This is a genomic window from Pseudomonas sp. yb_5 (assembly GCF_043103865.1).
In the GTDB taxonomy this organism is placed as follows: domain Bacteria; phylum Pseudomonadota; class Gammaproteobacteria; order Pseudomonadales; family Pseudomonadaceae; genus Aquipseudomonas; species Aquipseudomonas putida_Y.
Genome location: NZ_JBICKE010000001.1, coordinates 1 through 11,807, shown reverse-complemented (window position 1 = coordinate 11,807; position 11,807 = coordinate 1). Strand labels below are relative to the sequence as shown.

Annotated in this window: 11 protein-coding genes; 4 read left to right on the top strand and 7 right to left on the bottom strand. The window is 62.3% G+C overall.

Annotated features, from left to right (window positions below; all coding sequences use genetic code 11):
• Positions 1-180 precede the first annotated feature (180 nt).
• On the top strand, positions 181-1,539 hold the full coding sequence (locus tag ACF8GF_RS00055; protein ID WP_176685204.1) for a TolC family outer membrane protein: 1,359 nt from the start codon (positions 181-183) through the stop codon (positions 1,537-1,539).
• A 62-nt stretch (positions 1,540-1,601) separates the two neighbouring features.
• On the opposite strand, the gene ACF8GF_RS00050 is transcribed toward ACF8GF_RS00055, so the two are convergent.
• The 3 genes from ACF8GF_RS00050 to ACF8GF_RS00040 all read right to left on the bottom strand — a co-directional run bounded on the left by ACF8GF_RS00050 (position 1,602) and on the right by ACF8GF_RS00040 (position 4,862).
• Positions 1,602-2,201 (bottom strand): tRNA-uridine aminocarboxypropyltransferase, encoded by a 600-nt coding sequence (locus ACF8GF_RS00050; protein WP_176685203.1) that lies wholly within the window; start codon positions 2,199-2,201, stop codon positions 1,602-1,604.
• 64 nt (positions 2,202-2,265) lie between these two features.
• Complete coding sequence (locus ACF8GF_RS00045) at positions 2,266-3,831, bottom strand: PAS domain-containing methyl-accepting chemotaxis protein (protein WP_176685202.1); 1,566 nt, start codon at positions 3,829-3,831, stop codon at positions 2,266-2,268.
• A gap of 137 nt (positions 3,832-3,968) precedes the next feature.
• A complete protein-coding gene (locus ACF8GF_RS00040; RefSeq protein WP_003254585.1) occupies positions 3,969-4,862 on the bottom strand; it encodes a LysR family transcriptional regulator in 894 nt (297 codons plus the stop codon).
• 224 nt (positions 4,863-5,086) lie between these two features.
• Here ACF8GF_RS00040 and speB point away from each other — a divergent pair, with 224 nt between their 5' ends.
• Both speB and ACF8GF_RS00030 read left to right on the top strand, forming a co-directional pair.
• A complete protein-coding gene (gene speB / locus ACF8GF_RS00035; RefSeq protein ID WP_028697758.1) occupies positions 5,087-6,037 on the top strand; it encodes an agmatinase in 951 nt (316 codons plus the stop codon).
• Between the two features lie 152 nt (positions 6,038-6,189).
• Entirely contained in the window at positions 6,190-7,569 is a 1,380-nt protein-coding gene (locus ACF8GF_RS00030; protein ID WP_176685201.1) for a sodium:solute symporter, read from the top strand.
• A 127-nt stretch (positions 7,570-7,696) separates the two neighbouring features.
• Here the strand turns inward: ACF8GF_RS00030 and ACF8GF_RS00025 are convergent, their stop codons facing one another.
• Both ACF8GF_RS00025 and ACF8GF_RS00020 read right to left on the bottom strand, forming a co-directional pair.
• On the bottom strand, positions 7,697-7,825 hold the full coding sequence (locus ACF8GF_RS00025; protein ID WP_256122388.1) for a PA1414 family protein: 129 nt from the start codon (positions 7,823-7,825) through the stop codon (positions 7,697-7,699).
• 124 nt (positions 7,826-7,949) lie between these two features.
• Entirely contained in the window at positions 7,950-8,843 is an 894-nt protein-coding gene (locus ACF8GF_RS00020; protein WP_176685200.1) for a LysR family transcriptional regulator, read from the bottom strand.
• Positions 8,844-8,948: 105 nt separating this feature from the next.
• Between ACF8GF_RS00020 and ACF8GF_RS00015 the strand changes: the two genes are divergently transcribed.
• Positions 8,949-10,121, top strand: coding sequence for an MFS transporter (locus tag ACF8GF_RS00015; protein WP_176685199.1), 1,173 nt, complete (start codon positions 8,949-8,951; stop codon positions 10,119-10,121).
• Between the two features lie 100 nt (positions 10,122-10,221).
• On the opposite strand, the gene ACF8GF_RS00010 is transcribed toward ACF8GF_RS00015, so the two are convergent.
• Positions 10,222-11,148 (bottom strand): DMT family transporter, encoded by a 927-nt coding sequence (locus tag ACF8GF_RS00010; RefSeq protein ID WP_176685198.1) that lies wholly within the window; start codon positions 11,146-11,148, stop codon positions 10,222-10,224.
• 105 nt (positions 11,149-11,253) lie between these two features.
• Positions 11,254-11,649, bottom strand: coding sequence for a transcriptional regulator (locus ACF8GF_RS00005; protein WP_176685197.1), 396 nt, complete (start codon positions 11,647-11,649; stop codon positions 11,254-11,256).
• Positions 11,650-11,807: the final 158 nt, after the last annotated feature.

The following is an 11,807-nucleotide window of genomic DNA, read 5'->3' as shown; positions in this document are numbered from 1 at the left end:
ATGCACACTTATTAGACAATAAAGATCTTTTATGGCAATTTGATATGAATAAATCTTCTTACCTATCGCGTTGAATGTACTTAGCTGTGTTGTTAAAAACCTGCAACACTATACGCGATAAGTTTATCGTCATTTTTTTGGCGAGCAGCAGGATCAATTCCAGGATCAGGGAGATGTACCATGCGCGTTTTGAACCCCATCACCAGTGCTTTATTGTTGGCCCTGGCGAGTGCCAACGTACAGGCGATGTCGATTACCGAGGCTGTCCAAAGCGCCGTGGACTACCACCCACAAGTCAGCTCCAACCGTAACAGCAAGCTGTCGGCCGATGAAGACGTGAAGTTCGCGCGTGGTGGCTACTACCCTTCCGTGGACCTGGTTGCCGGCTACGGCCGCCAGCGCTCGGACAACGCCACTACCCGCGCTGCGGGTAATCACAACAAGGAAACCCTCAACTACACCCAGTCCGAGCTGCGTCTGCGGCAGATGATCTTCGACGGCTTCAACACCGCGAATGAAGTGGGCCGCACCGAGGCGGTCTCTACCTCCCGCGCCTATTACACCCAGGCCGTTGCCCAGGATGTCGCACTGCGTGCAGTCGAGGTCTACCTGGAGGTGCTCAAACGCCGTGAACTGGTGACCTTGGCCAAGAACAACCTGCAAGCTCACCTGCGCGTCAACGACCAGATTGGCCTGCGCAACGAGCGCGGCGTCGGCAGCACCGCCGACCTCGACCAGTCCCGCGCCCGTCGCGCCCTGGCAGAAAACAACCTGGACACCGCCGAAGTCGACCTGGCCGATGCCGAGGCCAACTTCTTCAGTGTGATCGGCCGTGCCCCGGACGAGCTGGAAAGCCCGCAGACCATCAAGAGCGAGGTGCCAGGCACCCTCGAAGAAGCCCGCGATGGCATGCGTCAGAACAACCCGTACATCAAGTCTGCCCAGGCTGACGTCAACGCCGCCGAGAAGCAGTACGAAGTGGGCAAGTCGACTTTCTACCCACGCTTCGACGCCATTCTGGCAACCGGTGCCAACAACAACACCGGCGGCGAAAAAGGCCACAACAACAACGACTGGCAAGCTGGCGTGGAGATGAACTACAACCTGTTCCGCGGCGGCAGCGACAAGGCTCGTCTGCAGTCGGACGCGCACAAGATCAACCAGGCACTGGACATTCGCAACAACGCCCTGCGTGAGTTGACCGAGAACCTGAGCCTGGCGTGGAATGCCATGAACAACGCCAGCAAGCAGCTGCCGACCGCGCGCGAATACGCCGAGACCACCAAACGTGTGCGTGCGGCCTACCAGGACCAGTTCGGCCTGGGTCAGCGCACCCTGCTGGACGTACTCGACAGTGAGAACGAGCTGTACAACGCCGACCGCCGCTACACCGAGGTGCGTTATACCGAAGAGTTCTCGCGCTACCGCGTACTGGCGACCATGGGTGAATTGCTGAGCAAACAGCATATTTCGCTGCCGCCAGAGGCGCTGGCGACTACCGAAGTACGCACCGAGGCACGTCTGCCTGAGATGCGTTGAGCGGATTTGAGGTAGCGGGGCCGCTTTGTGCTGCGAATGGGCTGCAAAGCAGCCCCCAACCCTCACCCACGGCCATGATTACGCTGAAACGTCTCTACACCCATGGCCCTGATCTGCCCCTCGATCAACGCCTCGAACGGCGCTAACAGTGCATCGAAGCAGGCCGGTTGCTCCAGCGTGTTCAATGCCCCGACCACCGCCTCGATCGTCGACACTGCACCCGCCTCCGGCGCTTTGCGCAACCGATAGCGTGAAGCGGCCACCTGCCCCAGCGTCACCCGTGGCAGCCCCCCCAGCAACGGGTTCAGGTACAGCAGCTTGCGCGCCTTGCGCCAGGTGCCGTCGGGTACGATCAGCAGCAAAGGTTTGTCGCCCGCCTCGCCATACGCTGTCAGCACCTGAGCATCATCACCAGGGAACAACAGCACCGGGTGGTATCCGGGGGTGGCGAGCAGGTCATGCAGGTCATCGAACACCTCTCCAATACGCAGTTCGGCATTGTTCAGGCCAAGGGCAGCCAGGCGCGCCGTGTTCAGGGCGTGGGCAGTTTCACTGGGGTGCTGCAGCAGAATCACACGGGTGCGGCTGTCGAGCGCGGGGATCAGTGGGCATAGGCAATGGTCGAGCGGGCGCTGGCAGCGCTCGCAGCGGGGTCTGGGCATGGCGGTCTCCTTGGCGGGGACAGTTTGCCACATAACCGGGGCCCGCTTAGCGGGCCCCGCGATTTCAACGGTTGAACCTTTCCGCCAGGCTATGCAGGTACTCCGCCATGCGCTCGAGGTCCTGGCTGATTTCTGCGCCTTGCCTGGCTTGCCCGGCGCTCTGGTCGCACAGTTGGGCAATCCTCACGATCTGCTGGTTGATGTCTTCTGCCACATGGGTTTGCTGCTCCGATGCCGTGGCCATCTGCTGGCTCATGCCGGTGATGCGGCTGACCGCCTGGGCAATCCCGCTCAGCGCCGCCTGCACCGCCTCGACACTGTGCACACTGTCCCGGGAAATCTGCTCGCCCCGGCTGGCAGTGCTCACCGCTCGCTCCGCCCCGGCCCTCAATGAAGCGATGATATGGTGGATCTCTTCGGTCGACGCACGGGTGCGCTGCGCCAACGACCGCACTTCATCAGCCACCACGGCGAACCCGCGCCCTTGCTCACCGGCGCGCGCCGCTTCAATGGCGGCGTTAAGCGCCAGCAGGTTGGTCTGCTCGGCAATCGAAGTGATCACGTCGACCACACTACCAATCGACTGGGTCTGCTCGGCCAAGGCGTTGACCGCCTGACCAATGTCATTGACTGCATCGCTCATGCTGCCCATGGCCTGCAGGCTCTTCAGGGCCAGCTCGCTGCCCTGCTGCGCCAGCTGGTCGGCATCACCTGCCGCGTGTGCCGTGCTTTGCACGTTGTGGGTAACCTGCTGGATGGTTGCCGCCATCTGTGCGATAGCCGTGGCGGATTGGTCGGTCTCGCTGCGCTGCCGGTCGAGCATCTGCGCCTGGGCATCGGACAGGTCGGAAGATTGCGCCGCCCGCGACTTTACCCCGACCCCGGCATCCACCAGCCGGGTCAGGGCCGTTTGCAGGCGGGCTTCTTCGCTGATGATAGCCAGGTCGAGCTGGCCCTGCAGGCCTGGGTTGTCGCTGTAGGTCAGTGCCACCAACGGACTGGTAAAGGCCTTGGGATGCTCGGCCAGCGTGCGGCGAATGGCCTGGTTCTGCCGGCGCTCGACCACGTACCAAGCCAGGAGCAGACTTGCCATCAGCACCGCGAGTGCGGCATAGGGTGGCAGCCAAAGGTAACCCGCCGCCGACAGCAGGCCGGCGCCGATCAGCGGCCAGCCATGGCCCAGGCCGTGCCCCAGGCGGGCAGCCCAAGGCACCGGACCGCGGCCATCGCGCAAGCGCGCATACAGTGCCTCGGCGCGGCGGATCTGCTCGCGCGTGGGCACCGAGCGCACCGACTCGTAGCCACTGATCCGGCCCTGTTCGTAGATCGCCGTGACGTAAGCGCTTACCCAGTAGTAATCGCCGTTCTTCGCCCGGTTCTTGACTATGCCCATCCAGGGTTTGCCCTGCTTGATGGTTTCCCACATGTGGCCAAACACTGCCGGCGGCATGTCCGGGTGGCGCACCAGGTTGTGCGGTTGACCGACCAGCTCGTCGTAGGTAAAGCCGCTGATCGCCACAAAGGCGTCGTTGCAGTAGGTGATGCGGCTGTCGAGGTCAGTCGTGGAAATAAGGCGTTGATCGCCGGGGAAGGTTCTTTCGTGCTCAGTGACGGGCAAATTCATGCGCATCTTGGGCGATCCTTGCAGGATGAAATGAGGGAAAATCATCAGCGCAAGTTGATATGTAGCAGAGCGCTATCAGGTTAGCGGCCAACGTTTACCGGAATTTAACCCCCTCCCGACGGAATGCATGAATGCGTCGCATCTCAGCCCACGTTGAGCTGGCTTTTCAGCAGGTCACGGAAGGTCTGGATCAACGGTTCACGGCTACGTCCGCGGCGAATGATCAGCGAGAACGGGGCCTGGTAACCAAAGGTCGACGGCGACAGCACGCGCAAGTCACCTTTGTCGACCCAGGCCTGGGCGTAGTGCTCAGGCAAGTAGCCAATATAGGCCCCGGAAAGGATCAGGATCAGCTGCGCCTCCATACTTTCAACTGTCGCCGCACTGTGCTTGAAGCCATGCCGGGCCAGTTCGGCCTGGCTCCAGTAGCCACGCCCGACCATGCGCTGCTGGGTCACCACCTGCTCGGGAATGCGCCGCTCGGCATACAACGGGTGGCGGCTGCTGCAATACAGCCAGTGCTGTTCGCGGTACAACGGCTGGTAGAGCAGGCCACTCATCCGCGAAGAAAACGCGCCGATGGCCAGGTCCAGACGGTTGTCCTGCACCCCCAGTTGCAGCTCGTAGGGGCTGGACACCGACAGATGCAGGTGCACTGCTGGGTGTTCCTGGCTGTAGGCACCGATGGCTTCGGCCAGCGGCAAGGCGCGGTCACCGACTGTGGAGTCGATCACCCCAAGGTTGAGGGTGCCACGCAATTCACCCTTGAGGGCGGCGGCATACTGCTCGAAACCGTCCAGCTCGGCCAGCAGGCGCAGGGTCTCCTGATGAAACAGCTCGCCCTTGCTGGTCAGGCTGAAGCCACCCCGACCACGGTGGCACAGCACGATACCCAAGGCGCCCTCCAGCTGGCTCATGTAGGTACTGATGGCCGAGGTCGACAGGTTCAGCTCGCGCTGGGCGTTGGCAAAGCCCTGGTGGCGCACCACGCTGATGAAGATGCGCAGCAGTTTCAGGTCGGGCAAGGTCGAGGCCATGGTGCAACGGTTCCACAAGGGTATGTGCGCGCAGTCTAACCGCTCCACCCGCCTTTAGTTCAGAAAATCCTGAACTAAGTATTTGTCGGTAGCGATTCTTCCCGGGCACTACCTTGAGCAGACTTGGCCGAAATGTCCCTGCCCGCCGGCAAACCACACGTGAATGGCGCGCGGCGGCACAGGTTCGAACAAACACAACAATCGACCGACTGATGAGGCCCACCGTGGACAAGACTCTCCACCAACCACTGGGCGGCAATGAAATGCCGCGATTCGGCGGCATCGCCACCATGCTCCGCCTCCCCCACCTGCAAAGCGCCGCAGGCCTGGATGCTGCCTTCATCGGCGTACCACTGGATATCGGTACCTCGCTACGCTCCGGCACTCGCTTCGGCCCACGGCAGATCCGCGCCGAATCGGTGATGATCCGCCCGTACAACATGGCTACCGGTGCCGCCCCGTTCGACTCGCTGTCGGTCGCCGATATCGGCGATGTGGCAATCAACACCTTCAATCTGCTGGACGCCGTGCGCATCATCGAAGAAGCGTATGACGAGATCGTCGAGCACAACGTCATTCCCATGACCCTGGGGGGCGATCACACCATCACCCTGCCGATCCTGCGCGCACTGCACAAGAAACACGGCAAGATCGGCCTGGTGCACATCGATGCCCACGCCGACGTCAACGACCACATGTTCGGTGAGAAGATCGCCCACGGCACCACCTTCCGCCGCGCCGTGGAAGAAGGCCTGCTCGACTGTGAGCGCGTGGTGCAGATCGGCCTGCGCGCACAGGGCTACACCGCCGATGACTTCAACTGGAGCCGTCGCCAGGGCTTCCGCGTGGTCCAGGCCGAAGAGTGCTGGCACAAGTCACTGGAGCCACTGATGGCCGAAGTGCGGGAAAAAGTCGGCGGTGGCCCGGTTTACCTGTCTTTCGACATCGATGGCATCGACCCGGCCTGGGCGCCCGGTACCGGAACCCCGGAAATCGGCGGCTTGACCACCATCCAGGCGATGGAGATCATTCGCGGCTGCCACGGCCTGGACCTGATCGGCTGTGACCTTGTCGAAGTCTCCCCGCCTTACGACACCACCGGCAACACCTCGCTGCTCGGTGCCAACCTGCTGTTCGAGATGCTCTGCGTGCTACCGGGCGTGGTGCGTCGCTAGGCTTTTCATACAGAGCCTAAAACCGTTACACCCCGGCAGGAGCCATGAGGGAGGGCCACTGAGGCCCGCCAACACACGACAGGACCGCCGGGCGCCATGAACCCCGCCCGCGTGGTCGATCTCGCCATAATAAAGATAATCGGGAGACCCCAATGGCCTTGGACATCATTGTTGTAATGATCTATACCGCCGGCATGCTCGGGCTTGGCTGGTATGGCATGCGCCGCGCGAAAACCCATGAAGACTACCTGGTAGCCGGGCGCAATCTCGGCCCGGTGCTGTACATGGGCACCATGGCCACCACCGTACTCGGTGGCGCCTCCACCGTCGGCACCGTGCGCCTGGGCTACGTCCACGGCATCTCCGGCTTCTGGCTGTGCGCAGCCTTGGGCATGGGCATCATCGCCATCAACCTGTTCCTCGCCAAACCGCTGCTGCGCCTGCGCATCTTCACCGTGACCCAGGTACTGGAACAGCGCTACAACCCCACCGCACGCCAGGCCAGCGCCGTCATCATGCTGGCTTATGCACTGATGATCGGGGTCACCTCGACCCTGGCCATGGCCACGGTCCTGCAGGTGCTGCTGGACCTGCCGTTCTGGGCTTCTCTGATGCTCGGCGGTGGCGTGGTAGTGCTGTACTCGACCATCGGCGGCATGTGGTCGCTGACCCTGACCGATATCGTCCAGTTCGTGATCAAGACCGTCGGCCTGATGTTCATCCTGCTGCCAGTGTGCCTGTACAAGGCCGGTGGCTGGGACACCCTGGTGGCCAAATTGCCAGCGGCCAGCTTCCAGCTGACTACCATTGGCTGGGACACCATCATCACCTACTTCCTGATCTACTTCTTCGGCATCCTCATCGGCCAGGACATCTGGCAGCGGGTGTTCACCGCCCGTGACGAAAAGGTCTGTCAGCGTGCCGGTACCACCGCTGGTGTGTACTGCGTGCTGTATGGCCTGGCCTGTGCGGCGATTGGCATGGCTGCACACGTGCTGATGCCCGACCTGGCCAACCCGAACAACGCCTTTGCCGAGATGATCAAGACCACCTTGCCCGATGGCATCCGTGGCCTGCTGATGGCCGCGGCCCTGGCGGCGATGATGTCCACCGCCAGTGCCGGCCTGCTGGCTGCCTCGACCACCGTGACCGAAGACCTGCTGCCCAAGCTGCGTGGCGGCAAGCAGTCGAGCCTGGGTACCAGCCGCCTGTTCACCCTGCTCACTGGCCTGGTGGTGCTGGGCATCGCGCTGGTGGTAAATGATGTGATCAACGCCCTGACCCTGGCTTACAACCTGCTGGTCGGCGGCATGTTGATCCCGCTGATCGGGGCGATCTTCTGGAAGCGTGCGACCACCGCAGGCGCGATTGCCAGCATGTCGCTGGGCTTTGCCACCGCTCTGCTGTTCATGTTCATGGACGGGATGGAAGCCAATACGCCGATCTACTACAGCTTGGCAGTAGGGCTGGTGAGCTTTGTAGTGGTGAGCCTGGTGTCGCGCAAGTCAGTAGCGGCGGTGAAGCTGGCCTGACCGTTGTACCGGCCCTTTCACTTGTAGGAGCGGGCTTGCCCGCGAAAGGGCCAGTACAGGCAATAGACAATCAACAGACACAAAAAGGCCGCTGCACACACTCGGGTGCAGCGGCCTCTGTCGTTAATCAGCGACGACGTGATTGACGTTTGCGCTGCTCTTCATCAGTCGGGATCGGTACCGGCTGCAGGGGTGGTGGAATCAGCCCCAAGGCGACGGCCAGGTCGTGGAGCCAGTTTGACAGTGGTTTATTCATAATGCCCCCTTGACGGGTCAGCCTCACGGCGAATCAATCCTGCGATGTTTCATACAGATCATAGCCCGATGTCCTGTATTACGCATGCCTCTGTTCCTACAGATAAGGGCCATTTTGACGCGGATCAAGCCGTGGCGGCGCATTCCGACGACTGGTTAATCGTTTCGCTTTGTTGCAGGTCGATCCATGCCTGCAGATTAGCCCCGCGCATACCCTGGCGCCACATCAGCCAGGTGACCGCCTGATCGAAAGGCGCCTGCAGCGGGTGCACCCTCACCCGATCACGTCCAGGCAGGCTGTCGAGCATCGACTGGGCCATCATCGCCACACCCGCACCCGCGATCACACAGGCCAGCATGCTCTGGTACGACTCGATCTCCATCACCCGCCCCATCGGCGTATGGGCATGGGCATACCAGGCCTCCAGACGCATGCGGTACGAGCAGCCTTGGCGGAAGGTGAACACCGCCTTGCCCGCCACGTCCTTGGCGGTGCGTACCGCCATGTGCTCGGGACTGGTGATCAGTACCAGTTGCTCATCGCACAGCGGCACGCCATCCAGCCCGGCAAGGCTCGGTGGCCCGTCCACAAGAGCAGCATCCAGGGTGTGGTTCAGCAGCCCTTCAAGCAACTCGCCGCTGGGTGCAGCACGCACTTGCAGGTTCACCTGCGGGTAAGCCTGGTGATAGCGCGCCAGCAACCCCGGCAGGTGGGTCGCCGCCGTGCTGTACATGGTCCCCAGCACGAAGTCCCCAGCCGGCTGACCGCCACGCACGGCGCCCAGCGCTTCGTCGCGCAAGGCTGACATGCGGTTGGCATAGTCCAGCAGCACCTTGCCTGCTGGCGACAACTGAAGGCGCTGGCGTTCGCGCAGGAACAGTTCGACGCCCAACTGCTCCTCGAGCTGGCGCAGGCGCGTGGAGAGGTTTGATGGCACCCGGTGCAGACGCTCTGCGGCACGGGTAACCGAGCCTTCCTCGGCCACGGCCTGAAAGATACGCAGTTGGCTGAATTCCACAGCATTCTCCAAAACAGAACAACTTGATCATCATTATTCAATTTTATTGAAAATAAAAGCGCCCTAACCTGCCAGCCATCACTTTATCTGCGCAGGAGACCTGTCATGTCGCCACTCATTCAACTGCTCGCCAGCGCCGTGGCGCTGATGATGGCCATGGGCATCGGTCGTTTCGCCCTCACCCCGCAACTGCCACAACTGATTGCCGAAGGCCAGTTCGACCTGACAGTCGCCGGGCTGGTCGCGGCGGCCAATTACCTGGGCTATTTCGTGGGCGCGGTGGACGCCATGTTCGCCCGCTCGCCAGGCCAGGTACGCCTGCGCCTGCATGCGGGGCTGTGGCTGTGTGTGCTGCTGACCTTGGCCTCGTGGGCTGCCGACGGCTTCTGGGGCCACCTGCTGCTGCGCTTTGGCACAGGCGTAGCCAGCGCCTGGGTGCTGGTGATGATCACCAGCCTCAGCCAGCAGGTAGCCAATGTGCACAACCGCCAACGCCTGGGAGCGCTGGTATTCGCCGGGCCCGGCCTGGGTATTGCCGTGACCGGGCTACTGGCAATGGCCGCACATGTGCAGGGACTGGGCTCGGCAGCGCTGTGGCTGATCTATGCCGTGGCTGCCCTGGTGATGCTGTTGGCCGTGCGGCCATGGTTGCCACGGGCATTGCAAACCGCGCCGACTCAGTTGCCAGTACGACAAGGCCCGACGCGCAGTGTCGGCACTGGCCGCCTGGGGTTGGTGTATGGCCTGTATGGCATGGGCTACATCCTGCCAGCTACCTTTCTGTCACAGATGGCCAATCAGCAGTTTCGCGGGCAGTGGCTGGCCGACCTGTTCTGGCCGGCGTTTGGCCTGGCGGCGGCGCTGGGCGTCCTGCTGGTGAGCGTGCGCCGTGGCGGTCGCACTTCAACCTGGTTGACCGTCACCCTGTGGTTGCAAGGGCTGGGTGTGCTGGCCTGCCTGATGGGTGGAGGGACCGGCCTGGCGCTGGGTGTTGCGCTGTGTGGCGGGCCATTCCTGGCCTGCATGCAACTGGTCATGCAACGCTCGCGCGAGTTGGCGCCACATGCCACACAGCGCAATGCCGGGCTGCTGACCGCGTGCTTTGCCTTGGGGCAGTTGAGTGGTCCGCTGCTGGCCGCGCTCAGCAGCCATTACAGCGGCGGGCTGCAACCCGCATTGATGCTGGCGGCGGGCGGGTTGGCGGTGGCTGGCGGGTTGGTCCAGTTGCCGGGTAATGCACAACAGGGAAGCGCCTGTCAGGCCAAGGTTGCATCCTGAATCGATGCAGTCTGTACCGGCCTCTTCGCGGGCAAGCCCGCGCCTACAACGGCTGTGTAGGCGCGGGCTTGCCCGTGAAAAGGCCGGTATAGGCAACGCATCACCCTACCAACCGCCGCAATTGCTGTTTCACCCAAGGCTCGGCACTTACCAGGATCACACCCAGCAACACCATCAACGCCCCCACCACGAAATTCGCACTGAGCGGCTCGTCCAACAGCAAAACGCCAAAGGTCACCCCAAACAACGGGGTAATGAAGGAAAACACCGCGAGGTTCGACGCCAGGTATTTGCGTAGCAACCAGAACCAGGTCAGGTAGCTGACGAACGACACCACAATCCCCTGGAACAACACGCTGCCCATAGCCAGCGGCGTCAGCGACACCGCGCCGATCTGCCCGCTGACCAGGGCAATCAGCAGCAGCCCGGCAAACCCGACCGCCAGCTGATAGAACAGGGTCAAGGTTGCCGGCGCCTCCGATAGCCGTGAGCAACGCACCACCACCGTAGTCGCACCCCAAGCCAGCCCGGCGATCACGCCAAAGGCATCACCCAGCAAGGTGCGGCCGTCCATGTGCTCGAACGAAGTGCCACCGGCAAAGGCCATGGCTATGCCGCCGAAGGCCAGCAGAATGCCCAGCCATTGCAACAGCCGCAAGCGTTCACTGGATAGCCGAAAATGCAGGCCCAAGGCGGTAAATACCGGCGCGGTGTAGAGGAACACCGACATATGCGCCGCCGAGGTCAGTTTCAGCCCTTCGGCAATGAACAGAAACTCCACCCCGAACAGCCCGCCCGCCAGCAACCCAGCGCGCCAGGTGCTGCCGACCTGCTCCCAGCCTCCCCGCCAGCACAGCATCAGGCCTACCAGCACAGCGGCAATGCCATTGCGCAGTGCTGCCTGCATCACGGGCGCGATGTCGACGGCGGCGGTCTTGATCAGTACCTGCTGGCAGCCCCAGATCAGGCAAAGCCCCAGCATTACCTGGAAGGCAAAGGCATCAGGGTTCTTGCGGACCGCGCTCATAAGCGGGCCTCTGGGGTGATCGTAGGCATGGGCAAGGCTCGGCAGCGTTCAGAAGCTACCGATTATCGGGTTTTGAACGCTGCACTTGCCAGCCTTAAAACGACCTCAAGCAATCTGTGCCTTCGCAGATACCTGTTCGAACGTCGTTTCGTCCAGCGCATCCTCCTGCTCATCCAGCACCTGGCGCGGGTGCTCGAAGCCGGGGATGCTGCTGTCGATCAGGCTCATCAAGCGCGAGCCGCGTTCGGTCAGGACGAAGTTTTCGCCATTGCCGCCGTCCTCTTCAGGCCGGCATTCAATGAATCCGCGCTCGAATAGCAGCTTTTCATACTCGCATGCACGGGTTTTCAGGTGATCCAGGTCACCCACCGGCTCACCCTTGGCGGCCAGTGCAGCAGCATGCTGCTCGGCATAGGGGCGGGGCGTGAAGCTGTGACCGGCGCCGTTCTGCACTTCGTGCAGCAAGCGTTCGATCAGGTCCCAGTCGTAGGCGATGCTCATGGCTATGGGCTCCTGCTGTGGACGAAAAGGGGTACACAGGTTGGGACCTGCCAAGGTTGCCAAGCGTTCCGAAGCGCTTAGCGCTGGCGTTGTTGCGCGCCGCGCGGGCGGCGCCCGGTCTCCCAGGCGCTGAAAACACTACGATAGGCGCAAATTTT

Coding starts and splice junctions, on each gene's coding strand:
- ACF8GF_RS00040 (WP_003254585.1), bottom strand. CDS start 4,862: ATGGCCTCGACCTTGCCCGACCTGAAACTGCTGCGCATCTTCATCAGC.
- ACF8GF_RS00055 (WP_176685204.1), top strand. CDS start 181: ATGCGCGTTTTGAACCCCATCACCAGTGCTTTATTGTTGGCCCTGGCG.
- ACF8GF_RS00030 (WP_176685201.1), top strand. CDS start 6,190: ATGGCCTTGGACATCATTGTTGTAATGATCTATACCGCCGGCATGCTC.
- ACF8GF_RS00015 (WP_176685199.1), top strand. CDS start 8,949: ATGTCGCCACTCATTCAACTGCTCGCCAGCGCCGTGGCGCTGATGATG.
- ACF8GF_RS00025 (WP_256122388.1), bottom strand. CDS start 7,825: ATGAATAAACCACTGTCAAACTGGCTCCACGACCTGGCCGTCGCCTTG.
- ACF8GF_RS00005 (WP_176685197.1), bottom strand. CDS start 11,649: ATGAGCATCGCCTACGACTGGGACCTGATCGAACGCTTGCTGCACGAA.
- ACF8GF_RS00050 (WP_176685203.1), bottom strand. CDS start 2,201: ATGCCCAGACCCCGCTGCGAGCGCTGCCAGCGCCCGCTCGACCATTGC.
- ACF8GF_RS00045 (WP_176685202.1), bottom strand. CDS start 3,831: ATGCGCATGAATTTGCCCGTCACTGAGCACGAAAGAACCTTCCCCGGC.
- ACF8GF_RS00010 (WP_176685198.1), bottom strand. CDS start 11,148: ATGAGCGCGGTCCGCAAGAACCCTGATGCCTTTGCCTTCCAGGTAATG.